Raw genomic sequence first — 25,236 nt, 5'->3', positions numbered from 1 at the left:
AATTTTTTTCATGGAAAACTCCTGAAGATGAATTCACTCTACAGGAGCAAAAAGGCTCTGGCAACGCGCTTTAGAATCTACTTGAAAAGGTCGGCTGACGGCGTCGCTCGTCGCTTCAGTTCGCTGATGCAGGTTTATAGTTTTTCACTCTGTTGCAGACACCAACGAGGACTTTGTTGCCAGAGGAAGGGACTTCAACCAGACCTCGGGAACAATATTCCATCACCTTTGATAGGAACGGCATGTCGGGACTGACGGCGATAGTGTAATTGATCTTCTGTGTGTGAGTGACTGAACCCGTTTTAGAGATAAATGACCAGTCAAATGAGACTCGCTTTAAGTTAATCTTGCAATCTTTGAAGCCACCGCAATTTGTCTGCGCTTTTATCAAAGCAGGCGCATCGACAAGTTCATCTTTCGTTACCAAATTTGAACATTGAATGTCGCAGCTATCTACGCCCAGTTGCTCTTTGCAGTAGGTATCTAGGCCGCTTGATTTCTGACAGGCATAGGCAAGCCCCATGAAACGCTCGAAACCCAAAGTTAACTGCAAATCTTCAGAATAAGGTTTTATAGTGGCCTGTTGCATGCGCACTAAATTTTTTATCGCAAAGTTTCCACTGGAAGCGGTCGCATCCCCGGAAGGCAAGGACATTGTCGTTGTTGTCGAAGACGTAGTTGTTTCACAGCCATCAGAAGTCTTAGCCACACAGCGATGATCTTCACGAGTGGATTGTTGATTCTGATTTCCGTTCACAACATTGGTCTGATAGAGGAATGTATAATTAAATTCCTTCGCGGCTTCCTCTTTTTTAGAAATCGTAATGCCTTCTTGCAAAACCAATCGAGGGTCTTGTTCTTCAACGGTCTGCTCTGTTTCTTGATACAAGAAATCATTTGGCGTCATGGTCAGAGGGTCGGATGTTCCCCAGCTTTGCACCATGGCATTTTGAACTTCTGCCAAAGACGCCGGAGTTGTCTTTTCATTCAAATCCGGAGTTTTCATGCACGACAGTGTACCCATCGCAAGAGCAACGATCAGAAGGCGGTGGTTCCAGGAACTCATATTGAATCCCATCCCCAAATCCACAACGCAAGAGGGAAGATTTTTTCGAACTTCTGAATTGTTTCCTCTTTAAAGATACCAATCGCGCGATAGTCGATCGGACCGAAAAGAAGACGAACCATGTCTGTTTCATTATTGATCGTGTAAAGGTCTTGACCGATACCGAAAACAAAATGGTTTTGATGTTTTTCAAGAACGATGTCAGCAACACCCTCGGCACGGAAGGCGCGTTTGATTTTGCCCGCGAGTTGTTCAAAGTTCACGAGCTTGATCATGCCAAGGAAACCTTGGTTCATCGTCACATGCTTTGTTTTTAAGTTTTCTATCAAGTTCATCGCATGACGAGGACAGATCACCGTGAACGGTTGATTTTTCTGCGCACGGATGAAACTGAAAAGAGCCATCAACTTTGAGACTGAGCCGCCCCATTCATGAATATACCCCCCCAGGTCAATGCCTTTGCCTTCGATGGCATAGGCAGCTAGTTGTCCGTTTGGCTCCCAGGCTGTATAAACTTTTGTTTCAGGGATAGAAAGAAACTTGCGAGTTTCTTCAATCGTACGAACCGAATTCACGGAATGTTGTGAATACAAACGGTAGATCGCATCCGGAGACACCTTGGAATCTGTCGAGAAGCGCAGAGTATGAGCCGGAACTTCGAAATTCTCTTCAATGATGAAGCTGATTTCGCTGCCAGCTAATTCGAAGCCTAAGCGGCGATAGAAATCGAAAAGATCCGTCCAAAGAATCGCGATGTCACAAGATTGTTCCGAGGCAGATTTCAAGCAATCCTGAATGACCTGAGTGCTTAAACCCTGACCACGATGCTGATCGTCGGTGACGACCGAACCGATGGCTCCCACTTTATAGATAACGTGAGGGGATTTAATGATCAGAGGTTTCATCACCGCATGGGATAAAACCTTATCGTCATCCGCAATGATACGCATATTATGCAAGTTGTTAGGAGTCAGAGCTGTTGGATATTCAGCTGCAATCGACCAATTGGCTTCCGAGCGCAATTTTTTATTGAGAAAATCGAGTACTTGGGGAAGCTCAGCTTCCCGCGGCGAACGAGGTCCTTCCATGAACCCTCCTTACATATCCTTTTAAGTCTAGCTGGAAAAAACCCAGACCCCCAGCAAACAACAAAAGGACCCGTGAAAATTGCGACCCAGGTCGGGACTGGGATTTGACTTCGGGGCCAAAAAGACTATATTGGGCGCATATTTAGGAGACCTTCATGGCCGAGAAAAGTCAGAGCTGGAAAGAAAATCAAGCCGGCAAAATGTTCGTAGATCAATCTTGCATTGCATGTGATGCGTGCGTTCTGACGGCTCCTAAGAATTTCTCTATGCATGAAGAAGATGGTCACGCTTACGTATCGAAACAGCCTTCGACTCCAGAAGAAGAAGCTCTTTGCAAAGAAGCGATGGAAGGTTGTCCAGTAGAAGCAATCGGCAACGATGGCGACTCTTAGAATTCATTTTCTGATCCATCTGGCTTCGTTGTTCGTCGACCTGCTAATGACAGTACGCCCTTGTTCTCGCTTCTCGTATCTGGTGCCAGCAAATGATTTCTAAGACGAGTAAAAAGAAAGCTCCAAAGAAGAAGACGGCTGCGAAGGTGGTTAAGTCTGCAAAAACTTCTGTAAAAAAAGCACTGAAGAAGCCGCCTTATAAGGCTGCGGCACCAATTCTTCCGACAATCGCACTTTTAAAACGTTATTATCCCGATGCTCATTGTGCTTTGAATTTTTCAAATCCGTGGGAGCTTTTGGTAGCTACAGCCTTGTCTGCTCAATGCACAGACGAACGCGTGAATTTGACGACGCCAGCTCTTTTTAAAAGATGTCCGACCCCGCAAGCCATGGTGAAAACACCGATCAGGGACATCGAAGAGATGATCCGTTCCTGCGGCTTCTATAAAAACAAAGCTAAAAACTTGAAATCTTGTGCGGCGACCCTTGTTGAAAAATACAAAGGGGAGGTGCCTCAAAATCTCGAGGCTTTGGTCGAGTTAGGTGGTGTCGGTCGTAAAACGGCGAACGTGGTTCTTGGCAACGCGTTTGGCATTCCAAGTGGAATCGTCGTGGATACTCATGTGACTCGCTTGTCGAATCGTTTGGGGTGGGTTGATACAGAAAATGCGGTCCTCATCGAGAAGGAATTAATCGAAGAAGTTCCTCAGGAAGATTGGATTATGCTATCGCATTGGCTGATCTCTCATGGTCGAGCTATCTGTAAGGCGAGAAAACCTGATTGCAGTCATTGCTTCTTAGAGGAGACTTGCCCGAAGAGGGGCGTCTAGTTCACAATGACCTCATGTTTATTTCATTCTTTGAGAGCGTTAAATACGTAGGTCATCTTCTTCCGATTTCTTTCTTAAGAATTTTTCTGGGTTATTACTATCTTGAACAAGCTCTTCAGAAATTCCGCGGTGATTTTTTAACTCGTCCGCGTATCGCTGATCAAATAGCGGAATGGCTTCCGGCAAGTCATGCTCCGAATTGGTTCAAAGTTTTTGCAAGCTCACAAATGATTCCGAATTGGCAGACAGTTGCTTTCATCATCTTAGGCGTTGAGTTCGCCATCGCCATTTCCTATATCATCGGTTATGTGGTTCGGCCCGTGGCTTTGTTAGGTGTGCTTTTGTGTGTGACGATGTTGTTTATCGCGGGCCCCGGCCATGAAGATCTTTATAAAACATTCTTGGCCATTCATTTGATCCTAGCTTGGGTAGGCGCAGGTCGTTGCTTGGGACTTGATTACTATTTCTTCAAACGTCGCCGCGGCATCTGGTGGTAAGCTTCTATGAGACATTTTATTTTATTCATCGCGGTTATCTTCTTAGGGCTTTTCCTTGCAGTTTTAAATCGCACTGATCAGACAAGCATCAGTGGTGGGGTGCCAACATTGCGCGTGTTTGGCTATTCTTCATTCACGGGTCGCTGGGGACCGGGGCCGCTTCTTAAAGAGGCTTTCGAGAAGAACTGTAAATGCAAAGTGGAATTCATCGAGGGCAGTGATTCAGGAATTCTTTTGCAACGTTTGCGCATTGAAGGTGAAAGCCTAGGGGCCGATCTTGTTGTGGGCCTGGATCAATTCGATTTATCAAAGGCGATGGACGAACAGAAGTGGCGAAGCCTGAGCGTCGGCAAACTTGATGTCTATGACACTGTGAAACCTGCTTTGTCGAATAGTTATTTCGTGCCTTATGATTGGGGTGCTTTGACCTTCGTGACTCACAAAGGAGAGCTAAACCAAATGCCATCCACGATGGATGATCTATTAGCGCCGGAGCTTGCGAAAAAAATTGCTTTAGAGGATCCGCGCACAAGTTCCCCAGGCATGCAGTTTTTGTACTGGGTGATTCGTTCTAAAGGGGAAGAGGAAGGGTTTAAATTCATTGGTAAGATGATGAATCAGGCCCATAGCTTTTCACCGACTTGGTCAACGGCCTATGGTCTTTTCACAAATCGTCAGGCTAAAATGGCGTACTCTTACGTGACGTCACCTCTGTATCACGAGATTGAAGAAAAAAGAAAAGACTTTATTGCCATTCCGTTTACAGAGCCACTTCCGGTTCAATTCGAATTTGTGGGCATTCCTGATTTCTGTCGTCACTGTGAGTTGGCAGAACAATTCGTGAATTTGATGCTTTCAAACGAAGGGCAGAAGATCATCATGGAAAAAAACTATATGCTTCCGGTGATGAAGGGCGTTCGTGATAACACTCCGTTTGCAACAATTCCAGTAGTGAAAACCATGGATAAGTTTGAAATCCTTCCGACCGCTGAAGTGGATCGTTTGTTGAAGCGTTGGACTGATATACGTCGAGGCGAGCTCAATTGAAACTGCGCGAGATCCTGCGAACTAGCTTAGTTCTCTTTTTGCTTTTTCCATTTTTGTTTCTGATCACGCAATTTCGTTTTCATGGAAACATCAATTGGGGAGAGCTTGTCTGGGCATTTAAAAACAGCTTTCTTCAAGCCTTCTTTTCATCCCTGATATCGTTGCTTTTGGGGTTCTGGGCTGCTTTGGGTATTTTGAGTTTTTCAAACAATAATCGCAAGCACTGGCGCTTTATTTTAGAAATCCTGTGTCTGCTTCCTAACTTCTTGCCGCCAATATTTATTCTATTAGCGACTTTAAACATCGTAGACCCATTTCCCATGGGAGTGATCGGCATTGTATTCATTCATACCTTGATGAATTTCGGTTTGGTGGCGGTTCTTTTGGCAGGAATCATCGAAACCAAAGTGGGCGGTGTCATCGAGCTGGCTTACGTTGAAGGGGCCTCGCGCTTTGCCTTCTTAGGTAAGGGCCTTGTGCCTATGATTAAGAAGGATCTTTGGCTCATCGCTTTATTTATTTTTGTTGTCTGCTTTGGAAGTTTCGCAGTTCCTTTGGTCGTCGGTGGAGGAAAAGGAACAACTGTTGAAGTCTTGATTTATGAAAAGATCCGCCTTTCAAGTGATTGGAGCAATGCCGTTTTGTTAGCCTTCTTGCAATCGGTATTTATTTTCAGTCTTTCTTTGATCGCAAGTCGCGGCAAAGGAACTCACCGCACTCGATTGGCGAATTTGAATCTGATCCGCATGCCGACTGGAATCTTTGTTGTCATAGGGATCTCGCTTTTGTATTTAGCGGGGTATGCACAGGGATTTGTTGCGGGCATTGGAATGATTTCGACTTTCTACGATGTGCAGTCAGCCATCCTTTGGAACTTCCTGGGAAGTCTTTCTGTGGGCTTGTCTGTAGGAATTCTTTGTTATCTAGGGCTCATGGCCATTGCTTTTTGTTGGCCCAAGCGTTGGTTTGAAAAATTCTTAAATGGTTATGTGGCCCCATCGACATCGCTGGCCTGCTTTTCTTTATTACTACTTGGTTCCAATGAAGGCGTTTGGCCTTTTATCAAAATTCCATTGGCTTTGACGTTATTGAGCCTAAACAGTCTCTTCCGCATGGGATGGGACGGTGAGCTTCAATCACTTCATTCGCAAATGACGGTAGCCTATGCGATGGGCGCTTCTCCAAAGCAGATTTTCAAAGAAATTCTTTTTCCGCAAATTTCTTCTCGGGCGGGGATTCTAGCTGGGATCGCTTCGATTTGGGCTTGCGGGGATTTCGCGGTTTCTAGAATTTTGGCCCATCAGGACATCAGCGTGGCGATGATGACTGAAACATTGATGTCAAGTTATCGACTCAATCAAGCCACTGTGTTGAGTCTTTTGATTGTTATTGCCGGTCTTATTTGTTTCGCAGCCTGTGTAGGGGGGAGTCGTGTCCTTCGTCGAAAATTTACGTCGTGATTATGGTGACTTTAAAATTGAGATTCCACAGTGGGAAATCCTGGATGAGGGAGTCACTGTTCTTTGGGGTCCGTCAGGCTCTGGCAAAACCTCTGTTTTCAGAGTTCTTTTAGGACTTGAATCATGTCCTGGCATGAAATGGACTTTTAATGGAGTGGATCTAGCGAAACTAAAAACTCCACAGAAAAAACTGGGCGTTGTTTTTCAAACGCTAGATCTATTTCCGCATATGACTGCGAAGGAAAATATTCTATTTGCGGCAAGAGCACGCGATGTCAGCGATGAAAAAGCTCGCAATCGTTTGAAAGAGCTTGCGACAGTTTTAAAAATGGAATCTTTCTTAGAGCGTCCTGCCGCCGTTTTATCCGGCGGTGAAAGACAACGGGTGGCTATTGCTCGGGCCATTATGGGAGAGCCGCGCTTGTTACTGTTAGACGAGCCATTCTCGGCCCTTGATCAAGAGTTGCGAGAGGAAAGTCGTCGTCTTGTAAAACATGTGATTGAAGTAGAAAAAATTCCGACGCTGCTAGTAACTCACGATCAGCGGGATGTCGAGATTTTGGCAAATAAAGTTAGCACGATTCGCAACGGAAGAATTGTCGAAGAATCTCGTGTGAACTAAGTCACATAAGTCAGAACTGTTTTAAATAGAATATTCGAATCGATTGGTTTCGTTAGATAATCGTTGCAGCCCGCAGCCAAGCAGCGATTTCTATCTTCCATCATGGCATGCGCCGTCAGTGCGATGATGGGCTTTTTGAAGCCTTTTTCGCGCAAAGTTTGAGTCGCGGTATAACCGTCCATGATTGGCATCTGCATGTCCATCAAAACTAAGTCATAGTTATTGGTAAGTGCCTTGTGGACAGCGGCCGCTCCGTTATCGGCGAACTCGGAATGAATGCCACGCTTTTTCAAATAAAGCTGTATTAAAAGTTGGTTGTCATTCGAATCGTCGACGATCAGAACTTTCTTACCAATCAAATGGTCAGCATGAGTGACTGCGCTCGGCACCGGTTGGATGGGTTCCATCTTCGGTGCCGGTTCTGCCTGGCTGTCTTTGGAAATCGTAATTCTAAATGTCGACCCACGGCCTAATTCGCTTCGCAGAAGAACAACGTCGCCACCAAGTGATTGCGCAATCCTTTTAGAAAGAACCAGTCCCAAACCTGTCCCTTCATAGCGACGTGTGCTTGAAGAATCAATTTGTGAAAAAGTTTTGAAGAGATCTTTCTTAGATTCCTCTGGAATGCCAATGCCTGTGTCGAAGACATCGAAGTAAACCAAATCTCCATTCATGCCGTAACGAATTTGAATCAGTCCATCTTGTGTGAACTTGATGGCATTGTTTACAAGATTCAAAAGAATCTGATTCAGTCGGCTGCGATCGGTTTGAATGAAATTTGGTACTGCTGTTTCTTCAACAACCTCGAAGGTGTTGTCATGCTCTTTCGCTTTGATTGACATCATCGAAGAGATCTCTTTCAAAACTTCTGGCACATTAACTTCGCTTCGTTGAATTTGCAGATGGCCGGATTCCACCTTCGTGATATCTAGGATATCGTTGATGATGCGAGTAAGATTGCGGCCTGTATTTTCGATAATCTGAATATATTTAAGACGCTCGTCTGAATTTAAATCTGGATCTTTAATGATCTCAGTTAAGCCGATGATCACACCCAATGGAGTGCGAATCTCATGACTCATGTTCGCAAGGAAAAGGGTTTTAATTTGGCTGGCATTTTCGGCACGTACTCGCTGTACGATACTTTTGTCCAAATCCTGTGTCATTTTGTTCAGGGTCTGTGCAAGTTGTCCTAGCTCGTCGTTTGAGCGAACGGGAACTGATTGTGATAGATTGCCCTCGCCGAGATCTTTTGCCGCTTGACTGATTTCAGTCAGACTACGACTTAGATTTCTATTGAAAGAAATAGTAAGAAGGATGCCGGTTCCCTCTACAGTCATCACTGCGATGATCAAAATCACCATCAGGATGTGCTCAAGCCAGCGTGACCCGCTTCCTAAGGTCGCGGAGAAATCGTCTTCCAAAATGGAAAGCTGAATATTTAATTCGTGAGTGCGCGCCACAACAGATTTTGTTTCAGGCGAGTCAAACTGACCGGCTTTAATCAATTCATGAAGTGTGCGAGCATTATCAATCAAGTCATCAAGAAGGGCGTCGGCTTGAGCCCACACTTGCAATGCGTGACCGATGTAAGGAGCACTGTGAAATCGACGAAGCATATTCACAACTCCGGGCACATCACTTTCTGCAATCGTTCCCTTTACGAAATAGTCAGTGACCAATTTTTCATCAAAGTTCGGCTTTTGCAATTCAAGGCGCGCTTGGCGAAGACTCATGTTTACAGAAAGATTTTTATTAAAACCGTCGTAGAAGCTTTCATCTTTCGTGTACATGTAAAGGTAAAGATCATGAATGGCATTTTTTTGTGCTTTTGACCAAGAGCTTTCTCCACCGACAAAGGCACGCAAAGTGGACAGTGTATTCATCGCGAAGAGCAGCGTCAGAAGTTCCATAGCCACAAGGAAGGCCATGACACCTACGACAACATAAAGCTTCTTTACGACTGAAAGGTCTCGCCAAAATCTAAACATCTAGGGCTATATTAATGGACAATCAGAGAGTATCAATAACTTCCGATTTATCTGAACATTTTCCTAGATGGTGTATCTTTGCACCATTTCAAGAAGTGCAGTTTTCTTAACCGGTTTTGTGAGATGTTCCGTGCAACCTGCGTCCAAAGATTTTTGGACATCTTCGGCCATCGCATTGGCACTGACGGCAATAATAGGAATCGGCTTCTTTTGATGAACCTTTTCCCACTCCCGAATCTTTTGAGTGGCAACATAGCCATCCATGACTGGCATTTGGATGTCCATAAGGATCAAATCGAAGCTTTCTTTGGTAGCTTTATCAACAGCTTCTTTACCATTTTCAGCTTGAACGACGTCGAACGGATATTTTTTTAGATAGGTCAAAAGCAAGAAGCGATTGTCCTCGGTGTCGTCTACAACCAAAATGCGGGCGTTACGCGTAACGTCTTTTTCCGTCACGGCTGCAGGAGCGGGCTCTTCATAGACTCGTGATATTTCAAAGTTCGCTTCTGCTTGAACGTAAGGAATTGTGAAATAGAAAGTACTTCCCTTGCTTTCTTCGCTGGTGAACCAGATACGTCCACCCATCAACTCGACGAGGTTCTTAGAGATAGTTAAACCGAGGCCGCTACCACCAAACTTACGCGTGATAGAACTGTCGGCTTGTACGAAGTTTTGGAAAAGCAGATGCTGTTTGTCTTTCGGTATGCCAGTTCCTGTATCGCGAATGGCGAAACGAACAAACCGACCATCACGATTTTCGAAATCCACAGATACGGTGATTTCACCAGTCTGTGTAAACTTGATAGCATTGCCGATCAAATTGAAAAGAATCTGACGCAGGCGAGTTGGATCGCCCACAACCATGTGGGACTCGCCCTCACCCAGACTGACCTTCAGGTTGAAGTGCAGATTTTTCTCGTTGGCTTTTTGCTTCAAGATGTCGCAGATATTTTTCGTTGTTGCTTCTAAGTCGAAGGCAATTTTTTCTAAACGCACTTCACGAGCTTCGATTTTCGAAATATCCAGGATGTCATTGATCAAAGCCAAAAGATTTTCACCCGCATTCGCGCAAACTTTTACCAGTTGTGCTTGATCGGGCTTTAGATCCGATTCAGCCAAGATATCTGTGATACCGATGATCGCATTGAGTGGAGTTCTGATTTCGTGACTCATGCGAGCCAAGAATTCTGATTTTGCCTGAGAGGCCTTCACAGCTTGCTCGCGAGCTTCGATCAAGGCATTTTCTGCTTGGATGCGATCCGTGATGTCTGTGCACACAAACACGAATGTCAGATCTTTACTTGTATGACTTGGAAGAGCGGCCCAATTCATCAAGATGGGAATGCGACGTCCTTCGTGATTGATGATCTCAGCTTCGATACTGTGGCGAGTTTGCAAAAGCCATGTGTAATTTTTGAATTCGTCTTGGGCATGGATCAAAGTTTTCAAGTCAGTTCGAGAAACTTGTTGCGAAGAAAGCCCTAACAGTTTCAAGGCGGCTTCGTTCGCCGTGGAAATCATGTATGAACACTGGCGCCAATCATCGTGATGCGATACGCGCACGATGAAAAGAAAAGCTTTGATGGACTGAATAACGCTGTCAAGGAACTCTTTGGAAACCGTTGTGGTTTCCAAGCGGTCTGCCAGCTGGTTGTATTTTGCCACCAGCAAACCAATTTCGTCCTTCGAATGATAATTAATTTTTTGTGTTAGATTGCTTGTACCTAGTTTTTCCAAGCGATCCGTCAAAAGTTGAATCGGCTCGACGACTTTTCCTGTTGCCGCGAAGGTAGCAAAGAAGAACAAGATAAAGATCAATACGGCAGCTGCGCTGGATGCAATGGCGATGCGATCTAAGACAGCAAAGGCTTCACTTTCATCGATCTTCGTTTGGATGTACCAAAGTTCTCCGTTGGGAAGATAGATCTTACCGATGGAGCGAATGACTTTTTGATTGCGGTAATCGATACCCAGTTCGCGAACCTCACTAAGATTTTCGATTTTCTTAATGTCCTCGTCGCCGCGATTGCTAGTTAAGATTTCCGCTTCGTTGCCGTTGTTGCTTGCTCCGTTTTCGACACGGAAGCGGCCGGTATTGCGCAGAGACCAATCTTCTCCGTAAATCAAAGTTTCGCCGGTTTGACCCATCCCGTGCGTCGCCCAAGCAAAGTTATCGCTGGTGATGCGATCGATTTCAGAAATGGAAATTTTTAAAATCACTGCGCCGAGAAATTTACCACGACGGTAGATAGGGGATGCCACAAAGCCCGTTGTAATTTTTGGATTCACTGAGTCTTTGTCGAAATCTAGGAAAAGCGTTGAACCATCTTGAGCCTTAAGGGCCCAAGTGAAAAGATCTTTCAATTTGCTGCCGTTGGGAATCCCTTTATAAACGGAGGTGCCATCTTCGATGTCCTTGCGGGTGGTGTAAATGATCTTTCCTTTAGGATTGATCAAAGCCATATCGTAGATATTGAAATCCAAGACATAGTTATCCAGAAGACGACGGAATTCAGGTTGAGCGTCAGGAGCTTCGCTTGCCAACAAGTCATCTGTTAATTCATGACTTGAGATCAGATTGATGGCCATCTGCAAATCACGAAAATAGTTTTCGATGGCAGTTGTTTTGGCGATGCGAATTTGCGTGAGGCGTTCGTAGGTACTATCTACGACAGTGGACTCTACGATCTTGAGTCCAATGATGGCAACAACAAAGGTCGCAAGAAAGACCGAGATCAAGTTGAATAAGAAAATTCTTAGTCGTAAAGTCATGCTTAAAGTTGCCCCGCAAAAACATTGATAACTTACAGGCATGCTCACTTGCAACGAGTACTTGCAAAAGTAGGCGAAAACAGGTCGTTATTTTTTGGCGTTAAATGAATGTAATGAAATAGGCTCTCAAGAATGCGAGTAGGGTGGAAAAGTAAAGACTGCTCTGAAGCCTGTCAATTTTAAACGCCGGTTACTGATAGTCTCCTAGAGCTGGTTTCCTAAAGCTCTGCCAATTAGGGGCACCTTTCTTGACAATCTTGCAAGGTTGGCAAAAGCCCTTTGTGTTTTTCACGAAGCTCCTGAAATAATCCCACAGTTTTGTTATCTATGTGGTTAACGAAGGAGGAATCATGACCGCAATGAAGTCTGGCTTAATGCTCATCGCATTCGCTTTGTTGTTAGTGTCTTGTGCCGCTTCGAAAGCTTCCGACAGCGGAGTTTTAAGTCCGACGATTTACTACAAGCCTACAATTCATATCGATCGTACAAAGTGCGACTCCAATGATTTGATCGACATGAAAGATCCTCATGACAAAATTTTAGCTACGATGTGTACCAAGGATTTCAATAACTGCGTGATGCAGGGATCATGCTTTGTTGTGACTGAAGACAATCGTATGCGGTCGTTCAATTATTATGCACGCGGAACAGATACGATTCCTCGTTTTATGGAAGTGGATTTGCGCAAATGTCCTTACGGATTCGGCGTGCGCAATACTTGCCTTGATCCTTACTTCACAGTGGCTGCCGACTTAAAGATCTACAAGGTGGGGCAAGTTATCTTCGTACCTCGCTTGGTCGGAGCTGTAATGCCTGATGGGGAAACTCATGATGGTTACCTGATCATTCGCGATGCGGGTGGTGGAATTAACGGGTCGAATCGCTTCGACTTTTTTACGGGTTTCTACAATCATTTATCGTCCGTTAACACGATGGCACGCCTAGGTTTTGGAGATAAATCTAATGCTTTTGAATTTCGTCTTGCTACGGAAGAAGAAGCTCGGCAAGTGCGCGAGAAGCGTGGTTACCCGGGCCTTAAGCAGGAAGTCGTTGTAAAGCCCGGCGGAGGCCCTTCTTAGTGCTTCGAAAGTTTTAAAAAACGATGAAGTTTTAGTCATCGTCATTCGTACCTCTGTAACATAAATCCTTCATAAAAATTCGCATTCAGTGCCTTGGTCGAGGTCTTCCTGGACCTTTGTCTTAACTTTTTTAAAATTAAAATTTCAATGAATTCGCGGATTAAGCACAAACTTCCAAAAAAACCTAGACCTTGGGCTAAAGTTTTCTGGACCTTCGTCGATAAGTAACCTCGTACACGTTGGCAGCATCCGAATGAGACTCCCTTCTCTGTAAAACGAGAATCCTCCTCGGACAAGTTCCTCGACGATGACGTCAGTCACCGTTGTCTTCGAGGAACCTGCTCCAACCTTTTATTTAAATTTAAAAATTTAGTTTTGGTTTTAGGAAAAGAAAAAACAAACGCAGATCATAGGACGTTGTTGGATACCGGAGTTTTCTGAAGGTAAGTGGTGCGACCACAGATCCATTCCGATTCCCTCGAAAAACAGCGAACTAGGTCTCAAAAATCCCAAGGAGGATTACTATGGGCTTAAGAATCGCGACTAATACTGCTTCGATCGCAGCACAGCGTGTGTTGGGTACTCAGCAGAAACGTTCAGAACACTCGGCACAGGCTTTAGCTTCTGGTAGCCGTATCGTTCATGCCGCCGACGACGCTGCCGGCTTGGCAATCTCGGAAAACTTCAGAGGACAGTTAAGAGGTATCTCTTCTGCCCGTAACAACGCCAACAATGCGATTTCATTTGCGCAGGTGGGTGAGGGTGGTCTCTCTGAAATCTCAAATATCTTGATTCGTCTTCGTGAGCTCGGTGTTCAAGCCTCATCTGACACTATTGGTGAAAAAGAGCGTGGCTTCCTGAATAAAGAGACACAACAACTTCTTCAAGAGGCGGATCGTATCGCTAAGACGACGACTTTTGGTAATAGAAAACTTCTTGATGGTTCTGGCGGCGAGTTGCAGTTCCAGGTGGGACCAAATGCCGGCAAGGACAATATGATCAGTGTGACTTTTGATGCCGATGCCTCGGCAAGCAACTTGGGTATCGATGGAATCGCGATGGCCGACAAGGGTGATGCGCGAGACTCTCTAGATAAAATCGATAAGGCTTTGGTGAAAGTTAGTGAAATGCGTGCGGGTTTTGGTGCGACTCAGTCGCGCTTGGAATCGACGGTCAGTAACTTAGATGTATCTTACGAAAACTTATCTGCTGCGAACTCACGTATCCGTGATACTGATATCGCAAAAGAAACTTCAGACATGGCCTCTGCTAATATTCTTCAAAATACGGCAGTGTCTGTTTTGGCTCAGGCCAACCAGATGCCGAACGTAGCAATGAAACTTGTTGGTTAGTTATTAATACGAACTAACTTTACAGGGTCCCCGTATCCAAACTAAGTTCCCACGCTCAGATTGATCCTCACAGGATCGATCTGTGGTGGGAACGCTTAACGAAAAAAACTAAACCACTTTAGCAATTCGAGAGGGTGTTCTTGGGATAGAGCCCTCTCAATGAGTAGTCGCCCACAAAAACTGCTCATGTTAAGCCCAGCCCCAGAAGGCCCCAGCCTTCTGGGGATTTTTAGGGTGCCTGCCGTTTTTTTGGGTCTACAGTGCGTCAGTCTCTAATATCGAGGAACGCTTGTTGATTTTGCTAAGTGTGAACTCGGGCCTTTTAAGAGCCTTTCGTACCAAATCCCAATTCTCACCTGTTGGAGCTGCATTTAGCCATTCTAATGTCGCATCTCTAGTTTCTAATAGTCCCCAATTTTCATCCTCTTGAACCGGCACATCCAACCAAGTATTTCCCAATAGCCCTTGCAGTGAGCTGAATTTATAGTCCTCAACTCTTTCTACTAATTCTGCCATGACAGGATTTCGATAAACATATTTATAGGCATGCAGGTAATAAAGCGGTGATGAGATGAGTGATCGATGATAGCGACTTCCGTAGCAGTGATTAATTCTTTTGCTTAGTTTTGAAATCTCTTTACTTGTCGAGGTCATAAAGAAAGTCATCGCTTCACTCAGATTCGTGTCTGGAGCGCGAACAAGCATGTGAAAGTGATTGTTCATTAAAACAAAGGCGTGCACTCGCAAGTTGAATGCATGATTGATGAAAAAAAGATTGCGAGTCATGACCTCCCAAATAACTTCTGGTTCATGGCCGAACCATTCTTTGTTAATGCATCTTGCGGTGATGTGATAAGGAAATTCGCCTTGATTGATAAATGTTTTTCTTCCCATTCATCTTTGTGAAGCAAACGGCATTCTCCTCTGTAAATGACGGCAATAAAAGCTGGTCTGAATTTAAATCCGGAAATCAGTAACGCGCTGTAGACCCGAAAAAACGGCAGGCACCCTTTTGGCGGGGGAGGCGTTGGTCGGGGCTGGGCTTTGGTCTGGGATTTTGCCGGGTTTTGGGCTGGTTTTCAGGATCTTGGTCTAGGTTTTTCTGGATGATGGTCTAGTTTTGCTGGACGCGACTAAAGCCTTCACAGACCTCGCCGAAAGGTATGTCAGAAGCAACGACGGAACTAAAGTCGAAACGCTCGAGAGACTCAAAGGGAGTGACTGCCTGATGAGAATCGTTTGCAGAGTGCTAGATGGAAGTGAAGTCCCAACGTGTACAACAGGCAAGCCTAAGTAGGTATAAGGCTGCCGCATATAAATGGGGGTCCCAAATGGGAATGAGAATTTCTACAAATATTTCTGCCGTGAATGCGCAAAGAACGATGAGCCAGTCTCAACGTGCAATTGGCAAATCTATGGAGCAATTGGCTTCTGGATCGCGCATCAATAAAGCAGCCGATGACGCTGCCGGCTTGGCGATCAGTGAGGGTATGAAATCCCAAATCAGATCTTTAGGTCAAGCACAACGAAACGCGAACGATGGTATCTCGATGGTACAAACTGCTGAGGGTGGTTTGAATGAGGTTTCAAATATCTTAACTCGTATGCGTGAGTTGGGTATCCAAGCATCTTCTGACACTATCGGTGATACAGAGCGCGGTTTCCTAAATAAAGAGGTTCAACAACTTAAAGCAGAATCACAACGTATCACTCAAACAACTAAGTTTGGTAATGCGAAATTGATCGACGGTTCTGGCGATAAGTTTGATTTCCAAGTAGGTATCGGTAACGACGCTGAAGCGGACCGTATCACTTATAATGCATCTGAGACAAACGCATCTATCGACAACTTGGGTATCGCTGGTTTCGACTTCTCCTCTAAAGAGGGAGCACAAGAAGCTCTAGCGAAAATCGACAAAGCGCAAACTCAAGTGAACGGTTTCCGCGCAGGTCTTGGTGCCCTTCAAAATCGCTTGACGTCTACAGTTGATAACTTGGGCGTGCAAAACGAGAACATCTCTGCAGCGAACTCTCGTATCCGTGATACAGATATCGCAGCAGCATCTGCTGAGTCAGCTCGTAACACAGTGTTGATGCAAGCTAACACTAGCGTTCTCGCTCAAGCGAACCAAATGCCACAAGCGGCATTGAAATTGATCGGTTAATTGTTGTTAGATTTGAAAGATTGATCTGAAGGGACGCCTCCGTGTCCCTTCGGTACCAACCTACCCAGGATGTCTAGCGACTTCCTGGGGTACTTAGGATGGCAGTTCGGGTTCGGGCAGAGCGTAATAAATCTGTCCTTTTGTTTTTTAATGAGTTGTTCGTGGCTGATCATTTTCTTTAGAAGATGAACCAAGCAAGGAAATATCCACAGAGCCAGCGGCAAAGACCTCAATCATCTTTGCATTGAAGGCCGGAATGTCATCAGGTTTACGACTTGTGACCAAACCGTTATCAACAACAACTTCAGTATCCATCCAATCCGCTCCCGCATTGAACATGTCAGTGCGCAATGAATGGTAGCTTGTCATCTTTCTTCCACGAAGCATTCCCGTCTCAATCAAAGTCTGAGGACCGTGGCAGATCGCCGCAATTGGTTTTCCTGCATCTACGAATTTTTGCACAAATTGAACTACGTTTTCGTCATCGCGAAGTTTGTCGGGATTCATAACTCCACCGGGTAACAACAAGGCATCGTAGTTTTCTGCGTCGGCCTGATCGACTGTCACATCCACCTTGATAGGTTTGCCCCAATTGCCTTTTTGCCATCCTTTAATTTCACCGGCCCTCAAAGAAATAATATCCACATCAGCACCGGCATCTTGAAGTGCTCTCAGCGGTTCGAAAAGTTCTGATTGTTCAAAGCCGTCTGTGGCAACAAGAGCGACGTGTTTTCCTTCGAGTGTTTTATCCATAGAGCCTCCTGGTTATAGAATAAAGTCTGGGGCCACGCGGTCCCAGCTTCAATGACGACGGCGAGAATTTGGAGAATGACAGGAGCCTTCTGTGTAAGAAGCCACGCTAGGCCTTTCCAAATGGATATTTACAAAGACCTTCAGGAAAATAAGGGGAGGAGGATCCATGACTCGCTTCCATCAAAACACACAATCGATTTGGCAAGAAGACATCGTACTTTCCGACATGCCGACACTTTCTAAATCTGTCAGTGCGGATGTGTGCATCGTGGGCGCTGGATTTGCTGGACTTCTTACCGCTTATCAACTTTTAAAAAAAGAATTCAAAGTGGTCGTGATCGATCGCGATGATTTGGGCCATGGAGAGACTGCCTTAACCTCGGCGCATATTTCTGATGTGTATGACGATCTTTTTACTCAATTAATTAAGAAGTTTGGAAAAGACAAAGCGCGGGTGGCCTATGCAAGTCATAGGGCAGCCATTGACCTTATTGAAAAAATAATTTTGGAAGAGGATATAGATTGTGACTTCAAGCGTGTGAATGGATTTTTATTCCTTGATCCAAAGCATGATCCTAAGTTTTTAGAAGAGGAATTCTATGCAGCGCTTGATTGTGGTGCTGAAGATTCTCATTTGCAGGGACATCCTAACGATGTGTTCTTCGATACAGGTGCTTGCATTCGCTTCGGGCATCAAGCTCAGTTTCACGCATTGAAATTCTTGAACGGGTTGTGTGAGCGTATTCATGCGATGGGGGGACAGATTTATACCCGCACAAAGGCTGAATTTATTCAGGACGGGAAAAATCCCCGTGTTGACACATCGAATGGCTATCATATCTCTTGCGATCATGTATTGGTTGCAACCAATGTTCCGATCAACAATATGTTGTCGTTGCATGTGAAAGAAGCGGCCTATCGTTCTTATGTGATCGGTTTAAAAATTCCTCGAGGCCAGGTGCCTTTGGCGTTGTATTGGGATACAGAGTCACCTTATCACTATATCCGCGTCGACTCTGCCCCTGAGAGGGATTTTGATGTGCTTATTGTGGGAGGTGAAGATCACCGCGTGGGGCAAGAAGCTCATCCAGAATTTATTTTTCAAAAACTGCGAGATTGGGTCGACATTCGCCTCGGAATCAAAGATGCAGAAGTTGTTTATACTTGGTCTGGACAGATCATTGAGCCAGCAGGGGGCCTTGCTTATATCGGTCGCAATCCCGGTGATAAAAATGTCTATGTCTGTACGGGTGATTCAGGACAGGGAATTACACATGCGGGAATTTGTGCGATTTTGATTCCAGCCTTGATCGAGGGTGCCGAAGATCATCCTTATGAATCTGTCTATGATCCCAATCGCATTGTCTTGCGCAATCTTTCCCAAGTTATCAGAGAAGGAACACAAACCAGTTTGCAATATGCTGACTGGGTTTATCGAAATGAAAAAGACGTTCACGATTTGGTGCCAGGCGAAGGCTGTGTGTCGACACAAGGGCTTTCGAAAGTAGCTGTGTATCGTGATCATGATGGAGACCTACATCGTTTTTCTGCTGTGTGTCCGCATATGAATGGCATAGTAAAGTGGAATTCGGTGGAAGAAACATGGGACTGCCCATGCCATGGTTCGCGTTTTAGTAAAATGGGCGAAGTTTTGAATGGCCCGGCCATTCACGATTTATCTCCACACAAAGGTGAAGAACGTTCGATAGAAAATATTTCTATTAAGAAGAAATCTGACAACGATATCGATCTCACTATGCGTGGATCGCGTTAGAAGTTGGTCCTGAAATTCCCGACCTGAGACGAGTGTGCTTAAGTGCTGTGCACAAAGAGCCGAAGAGTCTTTCAGAATGAATATCAAGGGACTGATTCCAAATATTTTGCCGCAAGAAGTGAAAGCGATTGATCGCGCGGGCAGAGCTATTCAGTCTGATTCAACTCATGATCGAGATGCCAACGGGCAAGAGTCTTATTCGCAGCAACAGCAAGAACACAAAGAGCCAATGAATGAAGAGCAGCTGGAAAAAGCGATGGAGCATTTACGCTCTCTGTCTTCTTTCAAGGAGCATCGTTGGACGGTAGAACTTGAAGATGGCGAGAAGGGTTCACGCTTTGTCTTAGTGAAAGATAACTTGGGAACTTTGATTCGTAGAATTCCAGAGTTGGAGTTATGGACTTTGCCATCGGATGATTCTCCTCGAGGGCAGCTTCTAAAGCGTTCTGCTTAGGACCTTTTTGAAAGAATGCTTAAATTTATTTTCTATTCTGCATTTACTTCCTATATGTACGTCCTGAAAAACAGGCCCCTGTCAAAACCGCTGCTGCATAAAACGCATTAGAGGCGTTTTCATTCTTACGCTGGCCCTAGCGACGGACATTTAATTGACTCACGGTCACTGTATGAATTTGAGACGATGAATTCATGGCAGGGATACGTATCACAGGCATGGCCTCTGGATTACCACCAAATATCGTGGAGCAGCTTATGGAAGCTGAGCGTATTCCTGTGAAGCAAATGGAGACTCAGAAAGCTGGTAAAGACGAAAAGTTGAAACTGGTGACTGAGTTGGAAACGAAGGTCAACGACATCACGAAAAATTTGAGTGAGTTGACCAACACTCGCGGCTTTGCGGATAAGAAATTCACAAGCAGTGATGACACAGTTGTTGGCGGTCAGTTGGATCCACAAGCAGCGGTGCCAGGTGATTACTCTTTGGAAGTTGTACAATTGGCAGAACAGCCGGGTGCTCTTTCAAATGGCTTCCCTGATAAAAATGAAACGCAAATTGGAACTGGATACATCAAGTTCGAGACTTCCAAGGGCACAAAGGAAGTTTATATCAACGGGAAGACGTCTACGTTGGAAGGTGTTGCTCATCAGATTAACAACGCCGGGGTGGGGTTGAAAGCCCAAGTGCTCGAGGACCGCAAGGACAAAGAAAATCCATTCAAGCTTTTGGTAACAGGCTTGGCAACGGGTGACGATAAACAAATTTCGTTCCCGAAAATTTATCTCTTGGACGGTGATCAAGACATGTACTTCGATCAAACTCGTCCGGCGAAGAATGCCAAAGTGAAAGTGGATGGATTTGAAATTGAGCTTCCGGAAAACAAATCGACGGATTTGGTTCCTGGTGTGACGTTGGATTTAAAGTCCGCAGCTCCGGGAAAAGTCATTCACATGACGGTGAAAGAAAACTTGGAAGTCATCAGCGGTAAGGTGAAGAGCTTCGTTGATGCTTATAACGCGGCATTAGGTTTCATTCAAAAGCAACATCAGTTGCAGCCTGGTGAAAAGGGTGGAAACCCGAAACTGGGTCCTTTGGGTGGTGATGGTTTACTTCGCACGGTGGAACAAAGCCTGCGCAGTACGATTCTAAATCCGGTGAACGGTGTGGAATCGCCTATCGTTCGCATTAGCGAATTGGGTATTACGTTTAACAGAAACGGTACATTGGATTTCAGTCAGGACAAGTTCAATAAGGTCTTGAATGCCAATCCAAATGGAGTCGCTCAGTTTTTCCGAGGCGACGGTTTCAAAACGGGCTTTGTTGCAGTCGTGAAAACAGCGATTGGCAATCTCACCAACGGACAGTGGGGTGGGATCGCGAATCGAAAGAAAGGTTTGGATGATCAAATCAAACAAATCAATTCACGTATCGACACCAAAGAAAGACAGCTCGAGAAGAAAGAAGACAGCTTGCGGATGAAGTTCGCAAATCTCGAGCAAAAGATGTCAGAGATGCAGGCGCAACAAGCGAAGTTTGCAGCGATGGCACATCAAGGATGATTTTGAAAGGTTAGAACTAAGAGGGGACAATGAACAAAAACGCATATCAAAAGTATAAGCAAACGTCGGTACAAAGTGCGAGTCGTGAGAAAATCTTGTTGATGCTCTACGAAGGCGCAATCAAATTCACAAAGCTTGCTATCAAAGCGATTGAGGAAAAAAAGATCGCAGACCGCGGTATGAACATCGGTCGTGCTTTTGATATCGTGATGGAGCTCAATAACACTCTAGATCACAAAGTAGGTGGGGATATCGCGTCTCAGCTTGAACAGCTTTATATGTTCATGATGGAGCAATATACGAAAGCCAACATCAGTGGTGATGCAGCACCTTTACAAGCAAATTTAAAGCTGTTGAATACATTGTACGATGGCTGGGTTCAGGCAGTAGAAAAGTTGAAAAAAGAAACAGACGATTCAGGACAGAAAGCGGGCTAATTCTCATGGAGGAGAACATGACAAGAATCATCACGTTGTTGAACGAAAAGAATCATTATTTGGAAAAGTTCTACTCTTTGAATGAGGTAGAATTGGCAAATTTCGCTCAGGGGCAATTCGATAATCTCGAATACTTCTATCAAACTCGCGAAAGAATCCTGGAAGTGCTTAAATACGTCGATGCACAACTGGATAAAGCGCAATCAGAAATGGAAGCAACTCAAACAAATCTTGATGAAGCGGCACGCGCTGAAGTCAGAGAAGCTCTGACGATTAAAGATGAATATGTTACTCGTATCATTGAGCAGGATATTCAAGTGTTGGCTTGCATTGAAATGGCGAAGAACTCAATTATTAAAGAGTTGCAAGAAGTGCGTCGCAATCGTAAAGGTCTAGGCGGCTATAAGACGAAGACATTCACAAATCGTCTTGATGAAGAAGTCTAGGAAAATTTTTCCCGAACATGACTCCGACGAAATCGGAGGGTAGACAAAATACTGACGGCAAGTAAGACCAAAGAGTCAAACCCTTGGGCGTAACTTGCCTCAGTTCTAATTAAAACCAAAAAGAAGTATTGGCATCTGTGTTGCTCCATCACATTGGCGAAGGAGATCCATGCAGATGTTGGAAAATCAGTTCGTTCAAAAGTCCAGTGAAACATACAGAGATCAAAACTCTGTTGAAAGCCAAGGCGAAGGCGCTGGCAAAATCTATTTTGATCCACAACAAGCCATTCAAGAATTTGAGGCAGAGACTTCACAGGATCAAGTTGCAGCAACAACGCGTGACGCTCGTATTCCGACATACCTACTTAATGCACGCATTCTAGCGAAGCATCGCGAATACAAATTAGCTTTGAATCTTTTGCGTGAAGCAAGCAATCGTGACTCTCATAACGCAGAGACTTTGAAGTTATTGGCGTTCTGCTTGGAAAAAACAAATCATCTTCCTGAAGCTTTGATTGCACGTAAAACACTGGTTTCTGAGGATTATGGATTTGAAAGTCTTTTTGGCCTGGCGACCGTCTACTATAAATTGGGCCGTGACCAGGAAGCATTGGAAAGATACTTCGAGGCTTTGTCTGTATTGACCGAAGAAAACGACAACCTGTTCGAGCTTTACAAAAACATGGGCAACATCTTCGTTCGTCAAGGCGACTTCGATGGCGCGGAAGAATATTATAACAAGGCTTATACTGTGAATACTCAGTCTGATGTTCTTCTTGTAAACTTCGGAACCTTGGAAGTACAAAGAAATGACTTTGATAAATCATTGTATTGCTTCCGCAAGGCTGTGGAAATCAATCCTGAAAATGATAAAGCGTGGGTTGGTCTTGCAATGGTTCACAATCAATTCGGTGATGCTGAGCTTGCCTGGGCTAATCTAGAGACCGCTCTTGATATCAATCCACAAAATCGCACGGCAACTCACTTGGCCGCAAACTGGGGCCTTCGTGATGGAAAAACTTCGAAAGCCATCGAGGCCTTGGAAAATTATCTGGGCTCTGTGGAAGAAGATGAGGATATGTCCCTTGTTTTGATCAATTTATTCTGCACAACAGGGCAAATGGATAAAGCTCTTCTAGAGATGGAGAGAGTTCTTCTATGGAATCCAGATCATAAAGAAGTTCGCGCATTGAAAAAGAAAATCACATCATCGCAAAGGGCAGCATAATTATGTCAATGATCAGCTTTTCAGAAAACCATGAATCGTCTCTAATTTCCTTCGAAGAAGGTCAAGCGTTGGCTTCTTTGCGTGACCCGCGTGGTGAGGCGTTGAAATGGGTTTACTCTTTAGGCGCATTTCCTTCAAATCATATCGTCGTGATTGGTTTGGGTTCGGGCTTCCATATTTCAGCGTTGGCGGATTTAGATCCAGGTGTGACGATCACCGTTGTTGATTCTCGTGAAGCTTTGATTCCTGTTTTCAGGTCTCAGTTTCCAGAACTTGATGGTCGCGTGAATATCTTGATTGCAGAAAACGTTCAAGATCTTGTGAGGTCTGATCTTTATTCAGACGTTGTTCGTGACAGAGCTTATGTTTTGTCATTCCGCGAGTGCTGGGGCAACCAGGTGAGTCTGTATTCCGAATTCTTTGCTCACTTGACGGGCAGATCTGCCGAGTCTGTGAAATATCATTTTGAAGAGTTCGGAATTAATATGAAGGCTTTGTACTTCCAAAATAATAATCTTCTATCTATCAAAGATGTTCTTCCTGTTGTGGAAGCCTCTGTGATGCCCGAGAACAAGAAGCAGATCTTCCGCGCCCTCGGTGAATTGGTGAAATAATGAAAATATTGGTCGTCTCGTTATTGCGGTTAGGTGACATCATCCAGCAGGAACCGTTGCTTCGTGGTTTGCGCGAGCAACATCCTGAGGCTGAGATTCATCTGCTTTTGAATAAGCAATTCACAAGTATTGAAAGATTGCTTTCGGGAGTAGTGGATCGTTATGTCTGCTTTGATCGCGAAAGCCTGCAAGCAGGTTTAGGAGAGGCGGCTTACAACATTCTATGGTCATACACTCAGCTCGAAAACTTAGTGAGTGATTTGAATAAAGAGAATTACGATCAGGTGATTAACTTCACCCATAATAAACTTAGCGCCTATCTGATTGGAGCTATCGAAGCAAAAAAGAAAACCGGTCTTTATCAAGAAGACGGAAAATTCCAGGGTTTGGACAATCGCTGGCTTCGTTATTTCAATGATCGGTTTTCTGGTACACAGAAATCTTTGTTCCACTATGTGGAGCTTTTGGGAAATTCTTTCGACATTCCACTGCCACAAAAGATTGCAGCAATTCGAAATAAGTCAAAACTTGTTTTGTTTCAATGTCTGACAAGTGATGTGAAGAAAAATTGGGGACTTTCCAATTTTGCGCAGCTAAAAAGAACTATCGAAAGATCTTTGGTCGACTACAAAGTCGCCGTTCTTGGGGCTTCTTTTGAGCGCGAACAACTGGAAAAGGTTTTTCCGGCGGACTCACTTTTAATCTGTGATCTTGTTGAAGCCAAAGAACATCTTAAGAATGCAGCTTTGCTTGTCACAGGAGACACTAGCATTAAGCATTTAGCAGCTCAGGCGGCTGTGCCTGTGGTCGAGATAGCTATCGGCAGTAGTGACCCACAAAAGACGGCAGCCTTCGCCGCAAACAACACTGTAATCAAGACAACTGTACCGTGCTCTCCGTGTTCGCACTCTCAAAACTGCAGTCAAATGTCGCATCTCTGTGCTGATGAAATTTCTGTAGATCAAGTGTTTGCGGCAGTTTGGGATAAGTTAAGCGGCGAAGTGACAACGAAGAAGGCAGAGCTTCGTGATTTTGAGCGCGCTGTGTGGTCTTTGTATCTTGGAAAAGAGCATAGAGATTTAGGTCCTTTCTATTTCGAAGCTGCTCGTACCTTCATTCAGGAAAATTCCAACGCAGCAGAGGTCATGAATCAATCGGCACAAAAAGCACAGTTGATGAAATCGTGGTTAGAGAAAGCTCGCAGAGCTTTGCCATCCCGCGAATCATTGCTTTCAAAAAAGACAATCCAGTCGAACGAGTTGGCAGAGCTTATTATGGTGGGCCAAGACATTCTGCGTTCGAAACAAGATGAAGCGGGTTACTTCCAAGTATTCTTAGAATCTTTATTGGGCCGCTTCTCTCACCCCGTGCAAATTTATGACCGCGTTCACGTGGCTCTGAATGAAGTCAGTGAGCTTCTTGAGATCCGCGCAACTTTAACTCGTTATATTGAATCTCTATCCAAGGAAGGAGGCTACTATGCAGCAGGATTTGGACAGCTACCTATCAGTGGCTTTGAAGAGACTGGAACAAGCCTACAACGAACTGACGAACAGTCAGCCCTACGACGAAGAGGCAGAGAAACTGAAACTCTTAGCTGAGTT

23 protein-coding genes are annotated in these 25,236 nt (G+C 44.7%); 17 read left to right on the top strand and 6 right to left on the bottom strand.

The annotated features are described in order from the left end of the window. Positions 1–115: 115 nt before the first annotated feature. Together VF412_RS14720 and VF412_RS14715 are read right to left on the bottom strand one after the other, a co-directional pair. Positions 116–1,066, bottom strand: a complete 951-nt coding sequence (locus VF412_RS14720; RefSeq protein ID WP_331340014.1) for a hypothetical protein — start codon at positions 1,064–1,066, stop codon at positions 116–118. Further along, a complete protein-coding gene (locus VF412_RS14715) occupies positions 1,063–2,154 on the bottom strand; it encodes a GNAT family N-acetyltransferase (protein ID WP_331340013.1) in 1,092 nt (363 codons plus the stop codon). The genes VF412_RS14720 and VF412_RS14715 overlap by 4 nt, the downstream gene beginning before the upstream one ends. A gap of 155 nt (positions 2,155–2,309) precedes the next feature. On the opposite strand from VF412_RS14715, the gene VF412_RS14710 reads away from it, so the two are divergent. The 6 genes from VF412_RS14710 to VF412_RS14685 all read left to right on the top strand — a co-directional run bounded on the left by VF412_RS14710 (position 2,310) and on the right by VF412_RS14685 (position 7,002). Next, entirely contained in the window at positions 2,310–2,546 is a 237-nt protein-coding gene (locus VF412_RS14710; protein ID WP_331340012.1) for a ferredoxin, read from the top strand. A 92-nt stretch (positions 2,547–2,638) separates the two neighbouring features. Then, entirely contained in the window at positions 2,639–3,376 is a 738-nt protein-coding gene (nth, locus tag VF412_RS14705; RefSeq protein ID WP_331340011.1) for an endonuclease III, read from the top strand. 14 nt (positions 3,377–3,390) lie between these two features. Continuing rightward, on the top strand, positions 3,391–3,873 hold the full coding sequence (locus tag VF412_RS14700; protein WP_331340010.1) for a DoxX family membrane protein: 483 nt from the start codon (positions 3,391–3,393) through the stop codon (positions 3,871–3,873). Between the two features lie 6 nt (positions 3,874–3,879). Beyond that, positions 3,880–4,920 carry a thiamine ABC transporter substrate-binding protein gene (locus tag VF412_RS14695; protein ID WP_331340009.1) on the top strand — a complete coding sequence of 347 codons (1,041 nt, stop codon included), beginning with the start codon at positions 3,880–3,882 and terminating at the stop codon, positions 4,918–4,920. Positions 4,921–5,087: 167 nt separating this feature from the next. After that, positions 5,088–6,380, top strand: a complete 1,293-nt coding sequence (locus tag VF412_RS14690) for an ABC transporter permease subunit (protein ID WP_331340008.1) — start codon at positions 5,088–5,090, stop codon at positions 6,378–6,380. Continuing rightward, complete coding sequence (locus tag VF412_RS14685; protein ID WP_331340007.1) at positions 6,352–7,002, top strand: ATP-binding cassette domain-containing protein; 651 nt, start codon at positions 6,352–6,354, stop codon at positions 7,000–7,002. The genes VF412_RS14690 and VF412_RS14685 overlap by 29 nt, the downstream gene beginning before the upstream one ends. On the opposite strand, the gene VF412_RS14680 is transcribed toward VF412_RS14685, so the two are convergent. Together VF412_RS14680 and VF412_RS14675 are read right to left on the bottom strand one after the other, a co-directional pair. Next, on the bottom strand, positions 6,999–8,993 hold the full coding sequence (locus VF412_RS14680) for a response regulator (protein WP_331340006.1): 1,995 nt from the start codon (positions 8,991–8,993) through the stop codon (positions 6,999–7,001). The genes VF412_RS14685 and VF412_RS14680 overlap by 4 nt on opposite strands. A gap of 63 nt (positions 8,994–9,056) precedes the next feature. Then, complete coding sequence (locus VF412_RS14675; protein ID WP_331340005.1) at positions 9,057–11,768, bottom strand: ATP-binding protein; 2,712 nt, start codon at positions 11,766–11,768, stop codon at positions 9,057–9,059. A gap of 350 nt (positions 11,769–12,118) precedes the next feature. On the opposite strand from VF412_RS14675, the gene VF412_RS14670 reads away from it, so the two are divergent. Both VF412_RS14670 and VF412_RS14665 read left to right on the top strand, forming a co-directional pair. Beyond that, positions 12,119–12,847 (top strand): 3D domain-containing protein, encoded by a 729-nt coding sequence (locus VF412_RS14670; protein ID WP_331340004.1) that lies wholly within the window; start codon positions 12,119–12,121, stop codon positions 12,845–12,847. 524 nt (positions 12,848–13,371) lie between these two features. Continuing rightward, positions 13,372–14,199, top strand: coding sequence for a flagellin (locus VF412_RS14665; protein WP_331340003.1), 828 nt, complete (start codon positions 13,372–13,374; stop codon positions 14,197–14,199). A gap of 255 nt (positions 14,200–14,454) precedes the next feature. On the opposite strand, the gene VF412_RS14660 is transcribed toward VF412_RS14665, so the two are convergent. Further along, positions 14,455–15,093 (bottom strand): transposase, encoded by a 639-nt coding sequence (locus VF412_RS14660; RefSeq protein ID WP_331340002.1) that lies wholly within the window; start codon positions 15,091–15,093, stop codon positions 14,455–14,457. A 437-nt stretch (positions 15,094–15,530) separates the two neighbouring features. On the opposite strand from VF412_RS14660, the gene VF412_RS14655 reads away from it, so the two are divergent. Then, positions 15,531–16,364, top strand: coding sequence for a flagellin (locus VF412_RS14655; RefSeq protein WP_331340001.1), 834 nt, complete (start codon positions 15,531–15,533; stop codon positions 16,362–16,364). 147 nt (positions 16,365–16,511) lie between these two features. Here the strand turns inward: VF412_RS14655 and VF412_RS14650 are convergent, their stop codons facing one another. After that, positions 16,512–17,117, bottom strand: coding sequence for a type 1 glutamine amidotransferase domain-containing protein (locus tag VF412_RS14650; RefSeq protein WP_331340000.1), 606 nt, complete (start codon positions 17,115–17,117; stop codon positions 16,512–16,514). 166 nt (positions 17,118–17,283) lie between these two features. On the opposite strand from VF412_RS14650, the gene VF412_RS14645 reads away from it, so the two are divergent. The 8 genes from VF412_RS14645 to VF412_RS14610 all read left to right on the top strand — a co-directional run bounded on the left by VF412_RS14645 (position 17,284) and on the right by VF412_RS14610 (position 25,233). Continuing rightward, positions 17,284–18,891: an FAD-dependent oxidoreductase gene (locus VF412_RS14645; protein ID WP_331339999.1), complete on the top strand. Its 1,608-nt coding sequence runs from the start codon at positions 17,284–17,286 to the stop codon at positions 18,889–18,891. A gap of 76 nt (positions 18,892–18,967) precedes the next feature. Next, positions 18,968–19,345, top strand: a complete 378-nt coding sequence (locus VF412_RS14640) for a hypothetical protein (RefSeq protein WP_331339998.1) — start codon at positions 18,968–18,970, stop codon at positions 19,343–19,345. 194 nt (positions 19,346–19,539) lie between these two features. Further along, entirely contained in the window at positions 19,540–20,907 is a 1,368-nt protein-coding gene (fliD, locus tag VF412_RS14635; protein ID WP_331339997.1) for a flagellar filament capping protein FliD, read from the top strand. A 29-nt stretch (positions 20,908–20,936) separates the two neighbouring features. Beyond that, a complete protein-coding gene (gene fliS / locus VF412_RS14630; protein ID WP_331339996.1) occupies positions 20,937–21,344 on the top strand; it encodes a flagellar export chaperone FliS in 408 nt (135 codons plus the stop codon). 17 nt (positions 21,345–21,361) lie between these two features. Continuing rightward, positions 21,362–21,790: a hypothetical protein gene (locus VF412_RS14625; protein WP_331339995.1), complete on the top strand. Its 429-nt coding sequence runs from the start codon at positions 21,362–21,364 to the stop codon at positions 21,788–21,790. A gap of 169 nt (positions 21,791–21,959) precedes the next feature. Further along, positions 21,960–23,018 (top strand): tetratricopeptide repeat protein, encoded by a 1,059-nt coding sequence (locus tag VF412_RS14620; RefSeq protein ID WP_331339994.1) that lies wholly within the window; start codon positions 21,960–21,962, stop codon positions 23,016–23,018. A gap of 2 nt (positions 23,019–23,020) precedes the next feature. Beyond that, on the top strand, positions 23,021–23,632 hold the full coding sequence (locus tag VF412_RS14615; RefSeq protein WP_331339993.1) for a hypothetical protein: 612 nt from the start codon (positions 23,021–23,023) through the stop codon (positions 23,630–23,632). Continuing rightward, positions 23,632–25,233 (top strand): glycosyltransferase family 9 protein, encoded by a 1,602-nt coding sequence (locus VF412_RS14610; RefSeq protein ID WP_331339992.1) that lies wholly within the window; start codon positions 23,632–23,634, stop codon positions 25,231–25,233. The genes VF412_RS14615 and VF412_RS14610 overlap by 1 nt, the downstream gene beginning before the upstream one ends. Positions 25,234–25,236: the final 3 nt, after the last annotated feature.

This window comes from Bdellovibrio sp. (genome assembly GCF_036384735.1).
GTDB lineage: Bacteria > Bdellovibrionota > Bdellovibrionia > Bdellovibrionales > Bdellovibrionaceae > Bdellovibrio.
This window is presented reverse-complemented; position numbering and strand designations above follow the sequence as displayed.

Coding starts and splice junctions, on each gene's coding strand:
- VF412_RS14720 (WP_331340014.1), bottom strand. CDS start 1,066: ATGAGTTCCTGGAACCACCGCCTTCTGATCGTTGCTCTTGCGATGGGT.
- VF412_RS14715 (WP_331340013.1), bottom strand. CDS start 2,154: ATGGAAGGACCTCGTTCGCCGCGGGAAGCTGAGCTTCCCCAAGTACTC.
- VF412_RS14710 (WP_331340012.1), top strand. CDS start 2,310: ATGGCCGAGAAAAGTCAGAGCTGGAAAGAAAATCAAGCCGGCAAAATG.
- nth (WP_331340011.1), top strand. CDS start 2,639: ATGATTTCTAAGACGAGTAAAAAGAAAGCTCCAAAGAAGAAGACGGCT.
- VF412_RS14700 (WP_331340010.1), top strand. CDS start 3,391: ATGTTTATTTCATTCTTTGAGAGCGTTAAATACGTAGGTCATCTTCTT.
- VF412_RS14695 (WP_331340009.1), top strand. CDS start 3,880: ATGAGACATTTTATTTTATTCATCGCGGTTATCTTCTTAGGGCTTTTC.
- VF412_RS14680 (WP_331340006.1), bottom strand. CDS start 8,993: ATGTTTAGATTTTGGCGAGACCTTTCAGTCGTAAAGAAGCTTTATGTT.
- VF412_RS14675 (WP_331340005.1), bottom strand. CDS start 11,768: ATGACTTTACGACTAAGAATTTTCTTATTCAACTTGATCTCGGTCTTT.
- VF412_RS14670 (WP_331340004.1), top strand. CDS start 12,119: ATGACCGCAATGAAGTCTGGCTTAATGCTCATCGCATTCGCTTTGTTG.
- VF412_RS14665 (WP_331340003.1), top strand. CDS start 13,372: ATGGGCTTAAGAATCGCGACTAATACTGCTTCGATCGCAGCACAGCGT.
- VF412_RS14660 (WP_331340002.1), bottom strand. CDS start 15,093: ATGGGAAGAAAAACATTTATCAATCAAGGCGAATTTCCTTATCACATC.
- VF412_RS14655 (WP_331340001.1), top strand. CDS start 15,531: ATGGGAATGAGAATTTCTACAAATATTTCTGCCGTGAATGCGCAAAGA.
- VF412_RS14650 (WP_331340000.1), bottom strand. CDS start 17,117: ATGGATAAAACACTCGAAGGAAAACACGTCGCTCTTGTTGCCACAGAC.
- VF412_RS14645 (WP_331339999.1), top strand. CDS start 17,284: ATGACTCGCTTCCATCAAAACACACAATCGATTTGGCAAGAAGACATC.
- VF412_RS14640 (WP_331339998.1), top strand. CDS start 18,968: ATGAATATCAAGGGACTGATTCCAAATATTTTGCCGCAAGAAGTGAAA.
- fliD (WP_331339997.1), top strand. CDS start 19,540: ATGGCAGGGATACGTATCACAGGCATGGCCTCTGGATTACCACCAAAT.
- fliS (WP_331339996.1), top strand. CDS start 20,937: ATGAACAAAAACGCATATCAAAAGTATAAGCAAACGTCGGTACAAAGT.
- VF412_RS14625 (WP_331339995.1), top strand. CDS start 21,362: ATGACAAGAATCATCACGTTGTTGAACGAAAAGAATCATTATTTGGAA.
- VF412_RS14620 (WP_331339994.1), top strand. CDS start 21,960: ATGCAGATGTTGGAAAATCAGTTCGTTCAAAAGTCCAGTGAAACATAC.
- VF412_RS14615 (WP_331339993.1), top strand. CDS start 23,021: ATGTCAATGATCAGCTTTTCAGAAAACCATGAATCGTCTCTAATTTCC.
- VF412_RS14610 (WP_331339992.1), top strand. CDS start 23,632: ATGAAAATATTGGTCGTCTCGTTATTGCGGTTAGGTGACATCATCCAG.